Annotated in this window: 21 protein-coding genes and 2 pseudogenes; 18 read left to right on the top strand and 5 right to left on the bottom strand. The window is 48.5% G+C overall.

What is annotated here, in order from left to right; all coding sequences use genetic code 11:
* The first annotated feature begins 11 nt into the window (after positions 1-11).
* The 6 genes from mreC to ACFPVS_RS06445 all read left to right on the top strand — a co-directional run bounded on the left by mreC (position 12) and on the right by ACFPVS_RS06445 (position 6,745).
* Positions 12-863 carry a rod shape-determining protein MreC gene (gene mreC / locus ACFPVS_RS06470; protein WP_096295012.1) on the top strand — a complete coding sequence of 284 codons (852 nt, stop codon included), beginning with the start codon at positions 12-14 and terminating at the stop codon, positions 861-863.
* A 4-nt stretch (positions 864-867) separates the two neighbouring features.
* Positions 868-1,371, top strand: a complete 504-nt coding sequence (gene mreD, locus ACFPVS_RS06465) for a rod shape-determining protein MreD (protein WP_096295013.1) — start codon at positions 868-870, stop codon at positions 1,369-1,371.
* Positions 1,372-1,375: 4 nt separating this feature from the next.
* Positions 1,376-3,427: a penicillin-binding protein 2 gene (gene mrdA, locus ACFPVS_RS06460; RefSeq protein WP_378595515.1), complete on the top strand. Its 2,052-nt coding sequence runs from the start codon at positions 1,376-1,378 to the stop codon at positions 3,425-3,427.
* Positions 3,420-4,559 (top strand): rod shape-determining protein RodA, encoded by a 1,140-nt coding sequence (gene rodA, locus ACFPVS_RS06455; RefSeq protein WP_096295014.1) that lies wholly within the window; start codon positions 3,420-3,422, stop codon positions 4,557-4,559. Before mrdA ends, rodA begins: the two co-directional genes overlap by 8 nt.
* Positions 4,560-4,562: 3 nt before the next feature.
* A complete protein-coding gene (locus ACFPVS_RS06450; RefSeq protein WP_096295015.1) occupies positions 4,563-5,225 on the top strand; it encodes a MarC family protein in 663 nt (220 codons plus the stop codon).
* A 176-nt stretch (positions 5,226-5,401) separates the two neighbouring features.
* Positions 5,402-6,745 carry an aldehyde dehydrogenase family protein gene (locus ACFPVS_RS06445; protein ID WP_123804238.1) on the top strand — a complete coding sequence of 448 codons (1,344 nt, stop codon included), beginning with the start codon at positions 5,402-5,404 and terminating at the stop codon, positions 6,743-6,745.
* A 65-nt stretch (positions 6,746-6,810) separates the two neighbouring features.
* On the opposite strand, the gene ACFPVS_RS06440 is transcribed toward ACFPVS_RS06445, so the two are convergent.
* Both ACFPVS_RS06440 and ribBA read right to left on the bottom strand, forming a co-directional pair.
* Positions 6,811-7,131 carry a GNAT family N-acetyltransferase gene (locus tag ACFPVS_RS06440; RefSeq protein WP_255419123.1) on the bottom strand — a complete coding sequence of 107 codons (321 nt, stop codon included), beginning with the start codon at positions 7,129-7,131 and terminating at the stop codon, positions 6,811-6,813.
* A gap of 76 nt (positions 7,132-7,207) precedes the next feature.
* Positions 7,208-8,542 (bottom strand): bifunctional 3,4-dihydroxy-2-butanone-4-phosphate synthase/GTP cyclohydrolase II, encoded by a 1,335-nt coding sequence (gene ribBA / locus ACFPVS_RS06435; RefSeq protein WP_378595514.1) that lies wholly within the window; start codon positions 8,540-8,542, stop codon positions 7,208-7,210.
* A 224-nt stretch (positions 8,543-8,766) separates the two neighbouring features.
* On the opposite strand from ribBA, the pseudogene ACFPVS_RS06430 reads away from it, so the two are divergent.
* Positions 8,767-9,371 (top strand): annotated as a pseudogene (locus ACFPVS_RS06430) (DUF4230 domain-containing protein).
* Between the two features lie 76 nt (positions 9,372-9,447).
* On the opposite strand, the gene ACFPVS_RS06425 reads toward ACFPVS_RS06430, so the two are convergent.
* Together ACFPVS_RS06425 and ACFPVS_RS06420 are read right to left on the bottom strand one after the other, a co-directional pair.
* Positions 9,448-9,681 carry a helix-turn-helix domain-containing protein gene (locus ACFPVS_RS06425; protein ID WP_096295019.1) on the bottom strand — a complete coding sequence of 78 codons (234 nt, stop codon included), beginning with the start codon at positions 9,679-9,681 and terminating at the stop codon, positions 9,448-9,450.
* A gap of 23 nt (positions 9,682-9,704) precedes the next feature.
* Entirely contained in the window at positions 9,705-10,238 is a 534-nt protein-coding gene (locus tag ACFPVS_RS06420; RefSeq protein WP_096295020.1) for a hypothetical protein, read from the bottom strand.
* A gap of 372 nt (positions 10,239-10,610) precedes the next feature.
* Here ACFPVS_RS06420 and ACFPVS_RS06415 point away from each other — a divergent pair, with 372 nt between their 5' ends.
* The 6 genes and pseudogenes from ACFPVS_RS06415 (at position 10,611) to ACFPVS_RS06390 (ending at position 13,691) form a co-directional block, all read left to right on the top strand.
* Positions 10,611-10,862, top strand: a complete 252-nt coding sequence (locus ACFPVS_RS06415) for a TonB-dependent receptor plug domain-containing protein (RefSeq protein WP_269768630.1) — start codon at positions 10,611-10,613, stop codon at positions 10,860-10,862.
* The gene (locus tag ACFPVS_RS06410; protein WP_096295022.1) at positions 10,856-11,098 is read left to right on the top strand and encodes a hypothetical protein; all 243 of its coding nucleotides are present in this window, start codon (positions 10,856-10,858) and stop codon (positions 11,096-11,098) included. Before ACFPVS_RS06415 ends, ACFPVS_RS06410 begins: the two co-directional genes overlap by 7 nt.
* Positions 11,099-11,152: 54 nt before the next feature.
* Positions 11,153-11,563 carry a hypothetical protein gene (locus ACFPVS_RS06405; RefSeq protein WP_123804244.1) on the top strand — a complete coding sequence of 137 codons (411 nt, stop codon included), beginning with the start codon at positions 11,153-11,155 and terminating at the stop codon, positions 11,561-11,563.
* A gap of 243 nt (positions 11,564-11,806) precedes the next feature.
* Positions 11,807-12,079 (top strand): TonB-dependent receptor domain-containing protein, encoded by a 273-nt coding sequence (locus tag ACFPVS_RS06400; protein WP_096295024.1) that lies wholly within the window; start codon positions 11,807-11,809, stop codon positions 12,077-12,079.
* Between the two features lie 68 nt (positions 12,080-12,147).
* Positions 12,148-12,948, top strand: a complete 801-nt coding sequence (locus ACFPVS_RS06395) for an enterochelin esterase domain-containing protein (protein WP_096295025.1) — start codon at positions 12,148-12,150, stop codon at positions 12,946-12,948.
* Positions 12,939-13,691: pseudogene (locus ACFPVS_RS06390) on the top strand (alpha/beta hydrolase). Before ACFPVS_RS06395 ends, ACFPVS_RS06390 begins: the two are co-directional and overlap by 10 nt.
* 81 nt (positions 13,692-13,772) lie before the next feature.
* Here the strand turns inward: ACFPVS_RS06390 and ACFPVS_RS06385 are convergent.
* The gene (locus ACFPVS_RS06385) at positions 13,773-14,999 is read right to left on the bottom strand and encodes a uracil-xanthine permease family protein (RefSeq protein ID WP_096295028.1); all 1,227 of its coding nucleotides are present in this window, start codon (positions 14,997-14,999) and stop codon (positions 13,773-13,775) included.
* 201 nt (positions 15,000-15,200) lie between these two features.
* Here ACFPVS_RS06385 and cmk point away from each other — a divergent pair, with 201 nt between their 5' ends.
* The 5 genes from cmk (at position 15,201) to ndk (ending at position 19,930) form a co-directional block, all read left to right on the top strand.
* On the top strand, positions 15,201-15,860 hold the full coding sequence (gene cmk / locus ACFPVS_RS06380; protein WP_096295029.1) for a (d)CMP kinase: 660 nt from the start codon (positions 15,201-15,203) through the stop codon (positions 15,858-15,860).
* 219 nt (positions 15,861-16,079) lie between these two features.
* The gene (gene rpsA / locus ACFPVS_RS06375) at positions 16,080-17,762 is read left to right on the top strand and encodes a 30S ribosomal protein S1 (RefSeq protein WP_096295030.1); all 1,683 of its coding nucleotides are present in this window, start codon (positions 16,080-16,082) and stop codon (positions 17,760-17,762) included.
* A gap of 11 nt (positions 17,763-17,773) precedes the next feature.
* Complete coding sequence (locus ACFPVS_RS06370; protein ID WP_096295031.1) at positions 17,774-18,088, top strand: integration host factor subunit beta; 315 nt, start codon at positions 17,774-17,776, stop codon at positions 18,086-18,088.
* A gap of 153 nt (positions 18,089-18,241) precedes the next feature.
* The gene (gene zapE / locus ACFPVS_RS06365) at positions 18,242-19,384 is read left to right on the top strand and encodes a cell division protein ZapE (protein WP_096295032.1); all 1,143 of its coding nucleotides are present in this window, start codon (positions 18,242-18,244) and stop codon (positions 19,382-19,384) included.
* Between the two features lie 120 nt (positions 19,385-19,504).
* Positions 19,505-19,930, top strand: coding sequence for a nucleoside-diphosphate kinase (gene ndk / locus ACFPVS_RS06360; RefSeq protein WP_096295033.1), 426 nt, complete (start codon positions 19,505-19,507; stop codon positions 19,928-19,930).
* Positions 19,931-19,979 lie beyond the last annotated feature (49 nt).

Below are 19,979 nucleotides of genomic sequence, written 5' to 3'. Positions count from 1 at the left end.
AAAGGATAGGTATGAAACAATCTTCTTTACGGTTCGACGGTGACAACAACAGTCGTAAGCCATTATTTAAGCTGGCGGTTTATGTGGTGTTGGGTATTGCTTTGATGATGCTCGACAGCCATTTTGCTGCCGTTCAATCCATCCGTCAGGTGGGTGCGACCATTTTGTATCCGATACAGTGGTTGGCCAATCAACCTGTACGTCTCTATCAATATGTCGGCAATCTGTCGCAATCTCAGGCCGAGCTTCTGGAGCAAAACCGTATTTTGCAGGAAGAAAATGGTCGTCTGAAAATCCGTTTGCAGCGTGATAAAGTCAATTTGAGTGAATTGAGCGAATTGAAAAAGCTTTATGGCCTGCAACAACGTGGCATCAGTGATGTGATTGGTGCGGAAGTCATTTCCAATGGCAAAGATCCGCTTTCTGGAAAACTGATTATCAACAAAGGCAGTAGTGACGGTGTGAAAAACGGTGACGCGGTCATCGATACCGAAGGCTTAATCGGTCAGGTCACACAGGTGCAAATGAAAAGCTCGGAAATCAGTTTGTTGTCCGGCAGTAAGACTATTGTACCGGTGGTGGTGGAGCGTACCGGTCAGCGCAGCCTGCTTTACGGTAACGGCAGTAAATTGGACTTGCGTTATTTTCCGACGGGCTCCGATTTAAAGCCTAACGATATTTTATTAACTTCAGGTTTGGATAGTGTGTATCCGGCCGGTATTCCGGTGGCTACGGTCAACCAAGTAGTACGCGCTTCGGGAGCGCCTTATTACGATACGACGCTTACCCCTTTTGCTGCGTTGCAAGGCAGCCGTTTTGTACTGGTTTTACCGCAACATATTTATGCGCCGACGGAACCTTAATCTCATGAACGAATTTGACGATTCTTTCCACGCCGTGCCGTTAAGTATGGTGGTGGTTACCTTTATTGTGACCATGCTGCTGGATTTCATGCCGTTTCCTTTTGACGTGTTTTTCTGGCTGCCCGAATTGACGGCTTTGACCTTACTGTACTGGACCATGCAGCGGCCGCAAGCTGTGGGTATGGGTGTTGCTTTTGTGGTCGGGCTGTTAGTCGATATCGGCACTGCTACTTCTTTAGGCTTACATGCTTTGTCTTATACCTTGATGGTGTTTTTAGTGCTGAGCCACCATCGCCAAATCATGCTTTACGGCCATGTGATGCAGATTTTGGTGGTGTTGGCGGCTTTGTTGTGTAATCAGGCCGTGCTGGTCGCTGTGCGTTTGTTTTTAAACCATCAAATCATTACTTGGCAAAGTTTCATTGCGCCGTTTATCGGTGCGCTGCTTTGGCCTTTGTTCAGCCAATTGATGCTGATTCTGATCAATTTCAGCCGTTCCCATCGATAAAGTCATGTTAAAACGAAATTTGTCCGCCGAACCGGTGAAATCTATACCGAAACCAACAGCCGCCAATGCGTCGCAATCAGATTCTATCTTGCGGCTGTTGGTGGCTTTTGTGCTGATTTTGATTCTTTTTGCAATATTACTGGCCCGCTTTGTTTACCTTCAGGTAGTCCGCCATGATGATTTTACCGGCCGTGCATCAACCAACCGCATTACCATCATTCCTAAGCCGCCCATCCGCGGTGAAATTGTCGATGTCAACGGCGTGCCGTTGGCCAAGAATTATCCTGTCTTTTCATTGGAAGTGATTCCAAGCGAAATCGAAGGCAAGATGGATGATGTAATCGAAGCCCTAAGACAGTATGTCAACATCAGCAAAACAGATTTGCAACGTTTCAAAAAATACCGTGAAAGCTATCGAAAATACGAAAATATCCCGCTCAAATTGAAGCTGACCGATGAAGAAGCTGCCAAACTAGCCGTACATTTGCATGAGTTTAAAGGGGTTGAAGTCAATTCACGCACCTTCCGTTCCTATCCTTATGGCGCATTAACTTCACACTTCTTAGGCTATATCGGCCGCATCAGTGACCGGGATCAAGAAAAGCTCAAAGAGGAAGAGTTGGCCGCGCTGTATCGCGGCAGCACCCATATCGGTAAATCGGGCTTGGAAAATTATTATGAGCACCAACTTCATGGTGTGCCGGGCTATCAAGAAGTAGAAAAAGATGCTTATGGCAATATCGTCAAAGTGTTGAAAGATGTTCCGGCTAAAATGGGGCAAACTTTGCGTTTGGGTATGGATATCCGCATGCAGCTAGAAGCCGATCGCATTTTGGGCGGGAAGCGTGGTGCGATTGTGGCGATTAATCCGCAAAATGGTGATGTTTTAGCGTTTGTGTCGAAACCTTCGTTTGACCCGAATTTATTTATTGACGGTATTGATACGGAAACATGGAAGTTGCTAAATGAAGATTGGCAACGCCCATTAATCAACCGAGTGACGCAAGGTTTGTATCCGCCCGGTTCTACCTTTAAGCCTTTTATCGGCATGGCTTTTTTAGAAAGCGGTAAGTTGATGCAATCGACGGTATTGCCGGCACCGGGGGCTTGGAGTATTCCGGGGAGCAGGCATTTGTTCCGTGATGCTGTGCGCAGCGGTCATGGTTCGGCGAATTTGAGCCGCGCGATTCAGGTTTCATCGGATACATTCTTTTACCGCGTAGGCTATGAACTGGGCATTGATAAAACGCATCCTTATCTGGCTGAGTTTGGCTTAGGTGCGCAAACCGGTATCGATTTACCAAATGAATACCGCGGCATTTTGCCGAGCCGCGAATGGAAAGCCAAACGTTTTGCCAAGGCTAAATCGCCATCGGCGCGCGAATGGTTGCCGGGAGAAATGGTATCGGTGAGTGTGGGGCAAGGTTATAACGCCTATACGCCTTTGCAGATGGCGCATGCAACAGCTTCGCTGGCCAATGATGGTGTGGTTTACCGACCGCATTTGGTAAAAGAAGTTTTGAACTACAACAATCGTGAAATCACCAAAATCAATCCGAATGCCGAGCGAACCATTCCATTTAAGCACGATAATTTTGAATACATCAAAAATGCGATGGTAAAAGTGTTGAAACCGGGCGGTACAGGGCATCGTATCGGGGCGGGCTTGTCATACACCATGGGCGGTAAAACCGGTACCGCGCAGGTGGTGCAAATCCAGCAGGGCAAATCCTATAATGCGGCTGCTTTGCGCGAACAACACCGTGACCATGCCTGGTTTATTTCGTTCGCGCCGGTGGATAAGCCGGAAATTGCCATTGCCGTGTTGCTGGAAAACGGTGGTTGGGGCGCCAACGCGGCACCATTGGCACGCAGCTTGACCGATTTTTATATGCTGAACATGAAGCAAAATCAGTTTCCGCCTGAATCTGAAACATGGGTGAAACAAGCAACGGTTGGCGTTCAAAAAGCCAAGCCGGTTCCCCCTTCGATTTTTCAGACGGCCTATGCGCAATCTGTAAACCCACAACCGACAAAGGAAGCGCACCATGACTGAACATCAAAGCGTCGGGTGGGCGAAAAAAATCAAGCAAACCGTGTGGGCGCCGCTTGATCCTTGGCTGTTTTTTGCCATGTCGGCCGTTTACATCATGAGCCTGTTTTTACTTTATTCCGCAGACGGGCAAGAATTCGGCCAGTTGGAAAATAAAACGCTGCACACGGTCATTGGTTTTATTTTGTTGTGGGTAGTAGCACAAATTCCGCCGAAAACCATTGCCAAATGGGCGTTGCCGATTTATGCGTTGGGTGTCATCTTGCTAATCGGTGTCGAAGTAGCCGGTGTGACGGTCAACGGTTCGACCCGCTGGCTTGATCTCGGCATACGGATTCAGCCGTCTGAAATCATGAAAATAGGTCTGCCGATGATGGTGGCGTGGTTTTTCCAACACTTTGAAGGCCGATTGCACTGGTGGCATTACCTGACTGCATTGGGCTTAATCTCAGTGCCGGTAACTTTGATTTTAAAACAGCCCGATTTGGGTACGGCCACGCTGATTATGGCTTCGGGCATTTTTGTGGTGTATTTTGCCGGATTATCATGGAAAGTGATTTTTGCCGCCATTGTGGGATTTGTGGCTGTTTTGCCGCTGGTGTGGAATTACGGCATGCATGATTATCAAAAAATGCGCGTGTTGACTTTGTTTGATCCGACCAAAGATCCGCTGGGTGCCGGTTACCACATCATTCAATCGATGATTGCCATCGGCTCGGGCGGTGTGTGGGGTAAAGGCTGGCTCAACGGTACACAAACGCATCTCGATTATATTCCGGAAGCCACGACCGACTTTATTTTTGCCGTTTTTGGCGAAGAATTTGGATTAATCGGCAATATCTTGTTATTGCTGGTGTATTTGGTGATTTTGGGACGCGGTTTATATATTGCCGGCCGTGCACAAACTTTATACAGCCGTACATTGGCCGGCGCGCTGACCATGACCTTTTTCTGCTATGCTTTTGTCAATATGGGGATGGTAAGCGGTATTTTACCGGTAGTGGGCGTACCGTTACCTTTAGTGAGCTACGGCGGCACGGCGACGATTTCCATTATGATCATTTTGGCGCTGTTGATGAGCATTGCCAACGAACAAAAACTGCCACGGCCAAAAGCAGGCACGCAAAAGGGATAATCTATGGAACTGGGTGTTGAAATCACCAAACTAATCGTTGCCTTTATGGTATTGATTAATCCGTTTGGTGCGCTGTCGATTTATCTGGATTTAACCCGCAACCACAGCACACGCGAGCGACGGAAAATCGCTAAAGTAGCGACTTTATCGGTGTTTATCGTGATTTCGGTTTTTGCGATCAGCGGCGGTTTTATTTTGAAATTGCTGGGGATCAGTGTAGGTTCGTTCCAAGTCGGCGGTGGTATTTTGGTGTTGCTGATTGCTATTTCAATGATGAAGGGCGACGATAATCCGACCAAGCCTGATTTGGGTACCAGCGAAGACAGCGAGATTACAATTACAGCCAAGCCCAAAGATAATGTAATGTCATTTGCCGTGGTGCCGATTGCCATTCCGATGATGGTTGGTCCGGGCGGTATTTCTACCGTGATTATTTACGCCTCTGCCGCACAAAATTATTGGGACGTGATCAGTATCATTGCCGCCGGATTTTTGATTAGCCTGTTTTGCTATATTGTGTTGATGGCATCGGCCAAAGTGAGCAAGTGGCTGGGTGATACCGGCTTAAGTATTCTCAATCGGATTATGGGCATGCTGCTGGCGGCGGTATCAGTAGAAATTATTGTGGCCGGGTTGAAGGCAATATTTCCACAATTGGCGGCTTAAAGCATATAAGCAAATGGCTTCAAAAGGCCGTCTGAATATTCAGACGGCCTTTTATCTTTTATTTATCCGGTGTTCTTAACGATATTGCTGCCATTTTATACAGTAACAATTTCAGATGGCCTTCGTTATAATATCGGTTTACATATAAAAAACACATGCACTCAAAGGAGCATACCTTGTTTCACAGCATAGACGTTGCCAGTGGCGAAATGCTTTATCGCCGCGATGTACAAAAGTGGGATGAATTTTCAACTGCGCTTTTCCAGCTTCGCCAACACCAACAGCAGTTTGCCGCACTCAATGCAACCACACGTACCGCTTTGCTGCAAAAGTTTGCCGAGCGTTTGGCCGACAGGCAAGAGTGTTTGGCGGAAATGGTGTGCGAAGAAGTCGGACGCTGCTTGCATGAATGTCAGGCAGAATTGAAAAAATCGGTTGAGCTGATTCGCTATTATGTACGGCTGGCGCCGGAATTGCTGGCGCACAAAACCATTGCCACACAGGCGAGTTTGAGCCAAGTTCGCTTTGAGCCTTTGGGTGTGGTGTTGGCGGTCATGCCGTGGAATTATCCGGTGTGGCAGGTTTTGCGTTTTGCGATACCGGCTTTATGCGCGGGCAATGCCTGCGTGGTGAAACCTGCTCCCAGCGTGGCCCGTGTGACCGCCGCTTTGTTTGATATTATCGGCGGAGATTTACCGGTGATACCTGCGTGGCTGAGTCATGAAGATACGCTGAAGGCCATTGAAGCCACCGATGCCATGGCGTTTACCGGCTCGACCCACACCGGCCGCCGCCTTGCTGCACATGCCGGTATGCATTTGAAGAAAACCGTATTGGAACTGGGCGGCAGCAATGCTTTTATTGTGATGCCTGATGCCGATTTGCCGCAAGCAGCAAAAGATGCCTGTTATTCCCGTTTTCGCGATGCAGGCCAATCGTGTAATGCGGCCAAGCGCATTATTGTTGTCGAAGCCGTTGCCGATCAATTTATCCCATTATTTTTGGCAGAATGCGCCAAGCTGAAAAGTTGTCACCCCAAAGATGCCGATACCACGCTTGCACCTTTGCACCGCGAAGATTTGCGCGATACCGTGCATGGGCAGGTGCGCGATGCAATCGAACATGGTGCAGATTGCTTGATGGGCGGCGAGATGCCCGCAGGAAAAGGCTGGTTTTATCCGGCTACGGTCTTAGATCGGGTGAATCCGGCCTGCCGCGTGTATCATGAAGAGGTGTTTGGGCCGGTGGCGATGATTTTACGGGCAAACAACGAAGCGCATGCAGTTGAATTGGCCAATGATTCGCCTTTTGGCTTGGGGGCGGCGATTTATTCGGGTAATACCGAGCAGGCATGGCAATATGCCGAACATATTCAGGCCGGTTCGGTGTTCATCAACCGCCACACTAGCAGCGATCTGCGCTTGCCGTTTGGTGGGGTAAAAGCGTCAGGCTATGGGCGCGAGTTGTCGGAATTCGGTTTGTATGAATTTGTGAACGTGAAAACCTATTGGCAGAAGTGATAAATGATCAAAGGCCGTCTGAAAGATGATTTTTTCAGGCGGCCTTTAAAATAAAATAAATGAAATCAATGCGACAAGCGGCCTTCGCGCGCCAAAATCTGTTCGGCATAATCACAGCTTGCAGTCAAATTCAAGCTGTTTTTCTCGGCTTCCCGAATGGCGGCATTCACCAAATGGCGTGCCAAACCTTTGCCGCGGTGTTGTGGTTCGATGCGGGTATGGGTGATGTCGAGCGTATTGTTAAGCGTACGGTAATCCAATTCTCCGATAATTTCATCATCGGCCAATAAGAAAAATTTTTGCGATTCGGCTTGATGTTGGATATTCGGCATGATTGTCTCCTCTGTTATTGAAAATCGATGGATTGCTTCATCAGTATAAAAGATTTGCCGTAGGGCGCAAGAAAAAATTGAGGCCGTCTGAAATAGTGGGTTTCATACGGCCCCAATAAAGACCATTCAATTACCGGCTTTCAGCTTCTTCAAAACCGACCACTTCCAAGCCAAAGCCCGTTAAGCCGGTGAAGGCGGACGGCTTGCCCAATACGCGCAGTTTGTTGACATTAAGGTTGGCCAAGATTTGCGCGCCGATGCCGTAACTTTTGCTGTCCCATTTAAAGGCTTGGTTCGCGCCCTTCGGCAGGGTGCGGTCGAGCAGCGATGCACCGTCTTCCGTGCGGTGCATCAAAATCACTACGCCGCTTTCGGCTTTTTGAATACGGGTTAGGGCTTGTGGCAGCGACCAGGAGTGGCGCGGATTCGGTAAAATGAAATCCATCGCGCTGAATGGTTCATGCACGCGCACTAAGGTTTCATTTTGTGCGGTAGGGGTGCCTTTTACCAAAGCCAAATGGGTTTCGCCGGTTAATTTATCGACGTAAACATGTTGTTGGAATGTACCCCAAGGGGTATTCACCGGTGAGTCGCCCATTTCTTCCAACAGGCTTTCGGTGCGGCTGCGGTATTCGATTAAGTCGGTAATGGTGCCGATTTTCAGGCCGTGTTCTTCGGCGAATTTCATCAATTCCGGCATGCGCGCCATGGTGCCGTCGTCGTTGATGATTTCACAGATTACCGCCGCCGGAATCAGGCCGCACATCTGCGCCAAATCGACGCCGGCTTCGGTATGGCCGGTGCGCGCCAATACGCCGCCTTTTTGCGCACGCAAGGGGAAAATATGGCCGGGCTGTACGATGTCTTCGGGTTTGGCGGTAGATGATACGGCAGTTTGAATGGTTAAGGCGCGGTCGGCGGCAGAGATGCCGGTGGCGATGCCGTTGGCTGCTTCAATGGATACGGTAAAGTTGGTGCCGTATTGTGCGCCGTTTTTCTGCGTCATCATCGGCAAGCCCAGTTTTTCGACCATTTCTTCGGCCATCGGCAGACAAACCAAGCCGCGGGCGTGTTTAATCATAAAGTTGATGGCTTCGGGCGTAACAAATTGTGCGGCCATCAGTAGGTCGCCTTCGTTTTCACGGTCTTCGGCATCGGTGATGATGACCATCTTTCCGGCTTTGATATCGGCTAAAATTTCTGGAATGGTGGCAATATTCATGGTTTTGCTCTCTTTAGAATCGGATGGGGTGGGTGTGTGTACGGTGTCGAGCCACATTTCGGGCATGGCGGCATCGCGCTCTATTTTTCGGGCTTTTTTCTCGCCGAAGGATTTGTTTTTCAATAAAGCGGAGAGTTCGCCCTGATTAATGCCGGTTGCCGCAACCAATCGGGCTTGCTGGCCGCCGCAGTGCCGGTTAATCCATAGCCGCAGATTGTGGCGGCGCAATTCGGTAATGGTCATGGTGTGGCCTGTGTGTGAAAACGTAGTCGATTGTAGTCCCAACTGTACCGAAAAGCAAATTTGGTAATATAGGTAATTTTATTACCTTATGGTAATTTTTAAATTATAAAACGAGGCCGTCTGAAACGTAAAATTAGGTTTTCAGACGGCCTTTATTATTGAAATTTCACCCAGAGCAACCATATTTGGGTTTGATTCATTAAGAGTTTTTTAAGGTTGAAGCGATGAAGGTATTTTTTCGCTGGCTGCTGGTGCTGTTGTTGGTTGCAGCTGCGGCGTTAAGTGGTTGGTTTTATCATGAACGCGTTGCCCAAGAGCAGGCTGAAGTATTATCGCGTGAAGGTGTGTTGACGCAAATCAAGCAGCTCAACCGCTTGGAAAGCACGGCATTTTATATATCGATACCATCATCCGCACAGAAAAAAAAGGCGACTGGCGCAAATTATGGCAGGACGCGCAAAGCGGTTTGTTTATCGTGCGTGGCAAAGTGCTGGCTGGAGTCGATTTAGATAAAATCACCGCCGACGATGTGAACATCATTGATGAAAAAGTTATTATCAGCCTGCCGGAAGTGGAAATCCTCAGTGTGGATCTGGAAGACATTGAAGTTTACGATATACAAACCGGTTCGCTGAATATCCTGCCGATGGATAAAACGGTGTTTAAAACCGTGCAAGAGCAGGCGCGCCGGCAGGTACTCACCAGCGCGTGTAAAGCTGATATTTTGAAAAATGCTACTGCACAAGCGCAACGGCAGTTGGAAGATTTATTCAGGCTGACGCAAACGCAAGTGTCGATTTATCCGGCTGCGGTGCCGGTTTGTAAGTAGGGAACCAAGGTGGGAAGGCCGTCTGAAAAATATTGTTCAGACGGCCTTTGTTGTTGGTTTTGTTGAGTTGTATTTTTCAGACTGCTTTCATCCTGTATTCACTCGGATTGCTGCCGAACTGTTTCTTAAACGCTTTGCTGAAGCATTCGGGATTATCATAGCCTGCCAGTTGCGCGGCCTGATAAACGGTTTGCGCCTGTTTGAGTGCGCTGCGCGCTTGATGAGGCAGTATTCGCAATGATAACGCGCAATGCTGGTGTGGAAAGTTGTCTGAAAATCCCGTTGCAGGGTGGTCGGATTGGTATTGCACAGGCGGGCAAACGTTTCGATATTTTAATTAAAATGCTGCGGATCGTGCAGAAGGGTGATGAGTTTTTGCAGACGTTTGCGGGCTACAGTTTCATCGCTTGGAATGACGGGAAACAGCGTTTGCAAAACTTTGCCCATCAGCAGCATTTGACCGTGGCGGTAGAAGTTTTGCCAGATTTCCGGCTTTTCAGATACGGATAACAGATTGTTTAAATGCATCTGTATAGAGGTAGTCGGGTGAAAATAATGGGGCTCGAGATGACTGCTGCGAAACAGGCGCAAAACTTCGGGCGGACAGCACATTTGTGCCAGCAGCTGACTGCTGCAAAACAAAACCAATTCATTTTGTCGCCCGCTGTAGAAAATTTTGCGGCCGTCTGTCGGCTGGTTGACCGGTAGCAATACCGCAGCTTGGGAATCCGAAGCATGAAGGAAAACCTCACGCTTACCTAATTGCAGGTGGGTAGTGCCTTCAAGCGTGAAAATCAGGCGCAGGTCGGGGTCGAAGCGGACTTCTGATTCTATCTGGGATAGTGTCTGCAGTTCGGCATATTTCAACTCTAAACCATCGGTAAAACGACAAATACTGATGTGCCTGTCTGCATATGGTTGCTGATGGGGAAACGGTTGTAATGATTCATTTTCGGTGGGGATAAAATTGCGGAAAATTCGGGTATCAGTATAGCAAAAACTGACATGATAAGCTTTTAATAATTATTATCAGTTAGATTAGGGCTATAATGAATTACCGTTTAATTATCGGTTTTTCGCTGCTGCCCACCGTATTGGCAATTCAGGCTGCTTATGCCCAAGATACTGTGGAATTAGAAACTGTTGAAGTGGCGGGGTAATGAAACGCGGCGTTACCAGTATACGGCCTCACCCCAGCAATCCTGGTCCGCCACGAAAACCGCGACCCCCTCAAACAACGTGCCGCAAAGTGTGAGTGTGGTCACCCGTAGCCATTTGGACGAGCGAGATCCGAAAGATATGGCGGAAACGCTGGCTTATACCGCAGGTGCCTCAGGTGGCTACCGTGGTGAAAACGGCATTATCGAAATGTCGGTGCGGGGCATTGGTTTCAAAAGCCGCGGTGGCGGCCAACCGACATTTTTAGACGGTTTGCGCTATCCGGCTTCGCTGGAGATCAGCCCTTATTCGTTGACCGCATCGAAGTGCTGAAAGGGCTGTCATCGGTATTGTACGGCCAAGCCAATCCGGGCGGCTTGGTTAATATTCCGTTTAAAGAAGCCAGCGGCAGCAATGAAAACGAAGTAATATTCAAAACCGGCACGGGCAAACTGGCTGAAGTCGGTATCGACCTTGACCGCGCCCTAGATGACGAATGGGCTTGCCGCATCGTCGGCGACGCCAAGCAGGTGAATTGGCAGGCGGGCGATGTGGCGCGGCAGCGTTAATTGACCCTGATATCGTCTTTACGCTGGAAGCCGAATGAGCAAACAGAATGGACGTTGAAAGCATTTTATGAGCGTCAACCCGAAGCTGGCGACCGCAACTTTTTGGTGCGTCAAGGCACGGTGGACGTGGTGGAAAGCTGTTACATTCCTTACGATTTCTTCGCAGGGGATAAAAACTTCCACAATTTCAATAACCGAAAAGCCCATATCGGCCACCGTTTCAGCCATGATTTCGGCAACGGTTTCAGCGTTGAGCAAAACCTGCGTTACAGTCAGTATTCAGATGACTGGAAAACGTTGGTGGTGTGGTATGCAGGAGAGGACAGCGACTTATCCGCAAAGCCCGCCGTTTTGAAGATAGCTCACGCGATTTGTTGGTTGACAACCGCTTGTGTTGGCAGGGCAATACCGGCTCGGTCAAACACGATGAGCTATTCGGATTGGATTACGCCGAACGCCGTTTGATATCGAGCAGAAAAACCTGACCGTTTACACGCCGTCGACCTACGAGAAGACGCAGCGCGGGAAAGTTCGCACGTGTGGTGCGGAAACCGAGATTCAGGGTGATATCACACCAGCTTGGGGCATCAGCGGTAATTATACTTATCTGGACAAAAAAGTACGCGAAGACAGCGATGCTTCAGCAGTTGGTACAACCTCATGGGGCACAGTTTCTCATTGTAGACGGATTACCGCTTTTCCGGTGTATTGAGCGGTGTCAGTGCGGGTTTGGGCTTGCGCCACATCGGCAAAACATGGGGTGACAGCGCCAATACTTTCCGCGTACCGGCCTATACTTTGTGGGACATGAAGCTGGCTTACAAACCGGGCGGGCATTGGAGCGCACTCAAAGGCACGCAGGTTCAGCTTAACGTGCAAAACCTGACCAACAAAGCATACGTTGCCTCCTGTGCCAACGGCAATGCCTGTTTTTACGGCAAAGGGCGTGTGGTGACGCTTTCGGCAGGTTGTCGCTGGTAAAAAATCTTGTGATGTGGCTTCAGGCGGCCGTTCTCGTCAAATGCCGTCTGAATCTTTAAGGAAATACAGTGAAACGCACTTTTTTTGCTTTATTTATGCTGCCCGCTTTTTCCGTTGCCAAGACAGATAACCAAGCCTGTTTGAATGGGCGAGGGATTGCCGATATTCCGTTGGATTTATCAAAAGGCCGCTATATTGAGGGGAATATTCGTTTCAGCGGCGTTGATTTTGCGCGTAAAGGCATGACGCTGAATGCGGTTTCAGACGGCCTGGAGTGCATGTTGTTTCATAACCAAACCAACGAGCAACAATTTTTATTGTGGTTGCCGTCTGAAAAGTGGGCGGATCTGAGTTTGAAGGCGGAGGAAAATCCACGAATCTGCTATGCATTAACATTAAAACAAAGCAAGGCCACCATCGATGGCGTTATTCGTGAAAACACCGCACCGCAAAGCCCGCGTTTGCAAGCCTTGCAGCAGGATTTGAAACACGACAAACAAGCCTTGGAAAAATTTTGGCAAGAAATGGCAGGCAAAGGCACACCACTGGTGGAAGGGACAGGCAGTTCCGGCCGTTTGCTGACGTTTCTTTATCGTGGCGCACAAAAAAATGTGCGCGTATTGGGTGCCCCGGGCAACGGCCATGAGTGGATGGAAAAGCTGCCTGACAGCGACGTTTGGTACAAAAGTTTCACCGTGCCCAATGATTTACGCTTAAGCTACCAGCTTGCTCCCGATGTGCCTTCGCCTGAAAATTTGGATAGCAACGAAAAAGAAGCACAATACCGCAAACGGCGCGCATTGTTGGCGGGGTTGCAGCCAGACCCGTTTAATCCGCACCGTTTGGTAGAGACTCTTTGGTGGATTTGAATCAGGAGGCTTTTTCAGATGGCCTCGATAAACCAAAAGGCCGTCTGAAACAATATGCTTTTACCAGTAAAATACTTAACAATACGCGCCGGCTATGGATTTATCAAACCAACCAAGATGACAATGCAAAACCTGTATGGCTGTATCTTTTTGACGGGCAAGATTATCTGGAGAAAACGCAGCTTCCTGCCGTGTTCGACCGCTTGCGTGCACAAATAAACCTGCCGCCCATAATTGCCGTGATGATTGACAACCATGAGCGCAGCAAAGAATTGCCTGCCAACCCACAGTTTGCCGATATGGTGTCGCAAGGACTGATTCCCTTTGTCGAGCAGTAAACCGGCCATGTCCACCACCGCGAATCGGCTGTGATTGCAGGTAGTAGCTATGGTGGTTTGGCCGCTGCTTACATTGCTTTGCGCCACCCGCAACAATTTGCCAATGTGCTGCCGATGTCGGGTTCTTTTTGGTGGAAAAATAAGACGGGTGAAGGTATTCAGGAAACGGTTGCTTCATCATCCGAGCTACCGTTAAAGTGGTACATCATGGCTGGAAAGTATGAAACCGCCCGCAAGGGAGAGGCTGCGGCAGAAGGCATCGCCTTTTCATCACGCCAACTGGGTGACATTTTGCAACGCCACAACCATATGGTGACTTACCGCGAATACGGTGGAGGCCATGATTATGCGGTATGGCAAAAAGCGTTGGCAGATGGGGTGATTAATCTGTTTGGTGAGCGTTAAGGCCTGAATTGATATTATTGATATTTAAGAAAAGGCCGTCTGAAAATGATTTTTTCAGACGGCCTTTTATATCAACAAGATTTATTCGACCGGCGCAGCAGGATCTTTCGCAGTCGGCAAAATCCAGTTCAGCAAAATCGCCAGAATTGAGCACAAACCGACACCGGCGAAGCTGAGTGTGCCAAACTTAATGATCATGCCGCCCACGCCGGTGGTGAGTACCGAGCTGACGATGACTAAGTTTTTCGGTTGCATTAAATCCACTTTGGCATCAATCAGCGTTTTCAAGCCTAATGAAGCGATGGTGCCGAACAGCAAAATCATGATGCCACCCATCACCGGCAAAGGAATCGAGGCTAAAAACGCGTTAAATTTGCCGAAAAAGGCCATGCAAATTGCGAAGATGGCTGCCCAAGTCATGATTTTCGGGTTGCTGTTTTTAGTAATCATCACCGCACCGGTGACTTCGCCGTAAGTGGTGACAGGCGGGCCGCCGATTAAACCGGCCACACACACGCCCAAGCCGTCGCCGGCAAGGGTTTTGTCCAAGCCCGGATCTTTGGCGTAGTCTTTTCCGGTCACGTTGCCGATGGCCATGATGCCGCCGATGTGTTCGATGGCGGGAGCAATGGCGACAGGCAACATAAATAAAGCCGCTTGCCAGTTGACTTCGGGCGTTTCAAAGTGGGGAATGGCAAACCAAGGCGCGCTGGCAATCGGCGATGTATCGACCAAACCCATGGCGAGTGCCAAGATGTAACCTGAAGCCACGCCGATTAAAATCGGAATCAGCTTCATCATTTTGCTGCCGAATACCGACACGACTACAGTTACGGCAAAAGTGAATCCGGCCAGAATCAATGAATTGCTGTACTCGATTACTTGCCGGCCGCCGGATTGGCCCATAGCCATTTGGCTGGCCGCTGCGGCTACCGACAAACCGATTACCATAATCACCGGACCAATCACCACAGGCGGCAATAATTTATGCACCGCTTCCAAGCCGCGCCAGCGAATCAGTGCGGCAAAGATAAAATACATAAAGCCGGCGGCAAACAGGCCGAACATGGTCGACGGCAAGCCCCATTCGCTGATGGAATAAATAATCGGCGCGATAAAAGCAAACGAAGAACCTAAGAAAATCGGTACTTTGCGTTTGGTGAGCAATTGAAATAAAAGCGTGCCGATACCTGCGCCAAGCAAAGCCAAGGCAGGATTCAGACCGGTTAGAAGGGGAACGAGCACCATCGCCCCGAACGCGACAAATAAAATCTGCGCGCCGGAGATAGCTAGTTTAAGTTGTTGCATGTTAAATTCCGTTATGATTTTGAAGCAATCGGGCGCGATTATACGATGATTCCGGTAAATTTTGTATCGTCTTTGCATGCGAAGGCCGTCTGAAACCATGAATTTGCGGTCGAGATTGTTTATAATGCCTCTACTGGTCGCAATGATTGTTCAGACGGCCTTTGCGCTGCCTTCAAACCCAACACGATTAAGAGAACGGATATGTCGGAAAAACAAAAAGTTATTGCTATTGACGGGCCGAGTGCTTCAGGAAAAGGAACGGTTGCTTCACGCGTTGCCGCTGCCTTGGGCTTTGATTATCTGGATTCGGGTGCGCTTTACCGGTTGACTGCCCTCTATGCCCAAAAAGAAAATGTCGAGTGGACAAATGAGGCCGGTGTAGCCAAATTGGCGGAAAGTTTACCGGCTGAGTTTGACGGTCAAAAAGTCTTGCTGAATGGCGAAGATGTTTCCGAACAAATCCGCACTGAAGCCATCGGTATGGGCGCTTCTGCTGTGGCGAAATTGCCGCAAGTACGCACCGCTTTATTGCAGCGCCAACGTGATTTTTTAACCGGTAAAGGCTTGGTGGCTGATGGGCGCGATATCGGCTTGGTGATTTTTCCCCAAGCGGCGTTGAAGGTGTTTTTGACCGCCAGCGCGCAAGTGCGTGCAGAGCGCCGTGCCAAGCAAATCGGCTTGCCGTGCGAAGGTATGGAATTTGACCGCATTTTGTCGGATATCGAAGCGCGTGACGAAGCCGACCGCCGCCGAGCCGTTGCGCCGTTGCAGCAATTGCCGGATGCGCAGCTTTTGGATACCACCGAGCTGGGTATTGAAGAAAGCGTAAAAAAAGTGCTTGATTGGTATGGCAAAGTTTGAAAATTGCTGTATAATTCTTTTGCTTGATTTCAGACGGCCTTTTTATCATGAAAGGCCGTCTGAAAATTATAGTCGGTTAAAATAAGAAAGCTGCAAAATGTATTTTTACCGCAGCATTTTTATTTTAATCGATTGATTTTGACGCTTGCCGTGCCAAGGGCGGCGAGCGATGTCTAACTTACCCCGCACCCCTTGGCGGTGTACCGAAAAGAGTTATTTATGTCTATGGAAAATTTTGCTCAGTTATTGGAAGAAAGCTTCACCCTGCAAGAGATGAACCCAGGTGAGGTGATTACCGCTGAAGTAGTGGCAATCGACCAAAACTTTGTGACCGTTAACGCAGGTCTGAAATCAGAATCTCTGATCGACGTAGCTGAATTCAAAAACGCTCAAGGCGAAATTGAAGTTAAAGTTGGTGACTTTGTTACCGTCACCATCGAATCTGTTGAAAACGGCTTCGGCGAAACCAAACTGTCTCGCGAAAAAGCCAAACGCGCTGCCGACTGGATTGCTTTGGAAGAAGCAATGGAAAACGGCGACATCTTGTCTGGCGTGATCAACGGTAAAGTAAAAGGTGGTTTGACTGTGATGATCAACAGCATCCGCGCATTCTTGCCGGGTTCTTTGGTTGACATTCGTCCGGTTAAAGACACTTCACACTTTGAAGGCAAAGAGATCGAATTCAAAGTTATCAAATTGGATAAAAAACGCAACAACGTGGTGGTATCGCGTCGTGCCGTTTTGGAAGCCACTTTGGGTGAAGAGCGCAAAGCCTTGCTGGAAAACCTGCAAGAAGGTTCGGTTGTTAAAGGTATCGTTAAAAACATCACCGATTACGGTGCATTCGTTGACTTGGGCGGCATTGACGGTTTGCTGCACATCACCGACTTGGCATGGCGCCGTGTGAAACACCCAGGCGAGGTGTTGGAAGTCGGCCAAGAAGTTGAAGCCAAAGTATTGAAATTCGACCAAGACAAACAACGCGTTTCTCTGGGTATGAAACAATTGGGCGAAGATCCATGGAGCGGTCTGACCCGTCGTTACCCACAAGGTACCCGCCTGTTCGGTAAAGTGTCTAACTTGACCGACTACGGTGCATTCGTTGAAATCGAACAAGGTATCGAAGGTTTGGTACACGTTTCTGAAATGGACTGGACCAACAAAAACGTACACCCAAGCAAAGTGGTTCAATTGGGCGACGAAGTAGAAGTGATGATCTTGGAAATCGACGAAGACCGTCGTCGTATTTCTTTGGGCATGAAACAATGTCAAGCCAACCCATGGGAAGAATTTGCCGCCAACCACAACAAAGGTGACAAATTATCCGGTGCGGTTAAATCGATTACCGACTTCGGTGTATTCGTAGGCTTGCCAGGCGGTATCGACGGTTTGGTTCACTTGTCTGACCTCTCTTGGACTGAGTCTGGCGAAGAAGCCGTTCGCAAATACAAAAAAGGCGAAGAAGTTGAAGCCGTTGTATTGGCCATCGATGTGGACAAAGAGCGCATCTCTTTGGGCATCAAACAATTGGAAGGCGACCCATTCGGTAACTTCGTCAGCGTAAACGACAAAGGTGCTTTGGTTAAAGGTACTGTGAGATCTGTTGACGCTAAAGGTGCTGTAGTTGCATTGTCTGATGAAGTAGAAGCTTACTTGCCAGCAGCTGAGTGGTCTAGCGAGCGCGTTGAAGACTTGCGCAATGTCGTGAAAGAAGGCGACGAAGTTGAAGCCGTTATCGCAACTGTTGACCGCAAAAACCGCAGCATCCGCTTGTCTGTAAAAGCCAAAGACGCTAAAGAAAACCGCGACGCTTTGAACTCGGTAAATTCTGCAGCAACTGCCAACGCCGGTACCACCAGCTTGGGTGACTTGCTGAAAGCCAAATTGTCTGGTGAAGAATAAGGTTGCAGACAATGACTAAGTCTGAATTAATGGTTCGTTTGGCAGAGGTTTTTGCCGAAAAAAACGGAAATCAATTGATGGCTAAAGACGTTGAGTATAGCGTGAAAGTTTTGGTGGATACCATGTCCCGTTCGCTGGCTCGCGGCCAACGCATTGAAATCCGTGGTTTCGGCAGCTTTGACTTGAACCACCGTCCAGCCCGAGTGGGTCGCAACCCGAAAACCGGCGAGCGTGTGGAAGTGCCTGAAAAGCATGTTCCGCATTTCAAGCCGGGTAAAGAGTTGCGCGAACGTGTGGACTTGGCTCTGCAAGAGAACGCCAACTAAAAACCTGAGTAAACAAACGCCGCAGAAATGCGGCGTTTTTTCTTATAAATTCAAGCAATAAAGAAGTTTCATACGATAAATGCTTGGAGGCCGTCTGAAATCATTTATAATGGCTGCCATTCAGTCAGAATTAATAAATAATAAGGTTCGGTAATGAGTGATAGAGAAAATCTGTTTGTCCCGCCAAGTTTTGAAAACCACAGTCCGTTGACTTGGTATCAGGCCGCTGCCCAGCAGCCTAATTTTATCCGTGATGAGGCGCAAGCCGTTGCCATTGAGCATTTAGACCGTTTGTGGACTGAGCTGATGATGTTCAAACGCAAACGCAACCGTTTTTTGGGCCGTAGCCTGCGTTCGCCGCAAGTGCCGAAAGGCTTGTATTTTTATGGTGGCGTAGGGCGTGGTAAAAGTTTTCTGATGGATGCGTTTTTCGGCTGTCTGCCTTATAAACGCAAACGTCGTGTTCACTTTCATGCTTTTATGGCAGAAATCCATCAGCGCCTGAAAGGTTTAAAAAGCGAAGCCAATCCGTTGAAAGCCGTGGCTTCCGATATTTCTCAAGAAACGCGCGTTTTGTGTTTTGACGAATTTCACGTCAGCGACATTGCCGATGCCATGATTCTCGGCCGCTTGCTGGAAAATTTGTTAAACGAAGGCGTGGTGTTGGTGGCAACTTCCAACTACGCACCGTCTGAGCTGTATCCGCAAGGACAAAACCGCAGCAGCTTTTTGCCGACCATTGCCTTGATTGAATCGAATTTGACGGTATTGAACGTTGATGGTGGCGAAGATTACCGCTTGCGTACTTTGAAGCCCGCTGAAATTTTCTTTGTGCCGAGTAATGAAGAAAACGAAAACAAACTGGCTGAATTGTTTAAAGAAATGGCGCATACATCGGGATTGAATCCGGGTATCAGTATTATTCATGACCGTGAAATTCCACACAAAGCCAAATCTGACAAAGCAATCTGGTTTGATTTCCGCGCATTGTGCTTTGGCCCTCGTTCGCAAGCGGATTATCTGTATTTGGCCGAGAATTACGAAATCATGTTTGTTTCCGGCTTAGAGCGTTTGACACCGCTGGAAAAAGCGGAAGCGCGTCGTCTGACTTGGCTTATTGACGTATTGTATGATTTCCGAGTGAAGCTGTGCGCCACCAGTGCAGTTGATGTGAATGATATTTATGTTGAAGGTGATTTTGCCGCAGAATTTACCCGTACTGCCAGCCGTATGGTGGAAATGCAGTCTGAAGTGTATTTGGAGCAGCCACATTTGACGCTGGGTAAGAAAAAATAAACGTAATTTTTGGCCGGTTAATGCTGCTTTTTACCAAAAGCAAACGAAGTTTGGTAAAATAAAGCTTCACCGAATTTTGAAAAACCCTATTGCAAAATGCAATGAATATAAGGACATGACATGGCTATTGAACGTACCATCTCTATCGTAAAACCAGATGCCGTGGGTAAAAACGTTATCGGTAAAATTTATGACCGCTTTGAAAGTAACGGCTTGAAAATCGTTGCCGCAAAAATGAAACAGCTGAGCCAAGAAGAAGCCGAAGGTTTCTACGCCGTACACAAAGAGCGTCCTTTCTTTACCGATTTGGTCACATTCATGACCAGCGGTCCGGTGATGATTCAAGTGTTGGAAGGCGAAAATGCCGTGGCAAAAAACCGCGAGCTGATGGGGGCGACCAATCCTAAAGAAGCCGCTGCCGGTACCATCCGCGCCGACTTTGCCGAATCTATCGATGCCAATGCCGTACACGGTTCTGACAGCTTGGAAAATGCTGCCATCGAAATCGCTTACTTCTTTAAAGACAGCGAAATCTGCTCTCGTTAAAATTGACCCGGTGTCAATTTGTTTGAGGCCGTCTGAATAATTTTTCCGA

The sequence above is a fragment of the Neisseria weixii genome (assembly GCF_042658245.1).
GTDB lineage: Bacteria > Pseudomonadota > Gammaproteobacteria > Burkholderiales > Neisseriaceae > Neisseria > Neisseria weixii.
This window is presented reverse-complemented; position numbering and strand designations above follow the sequence as displayed.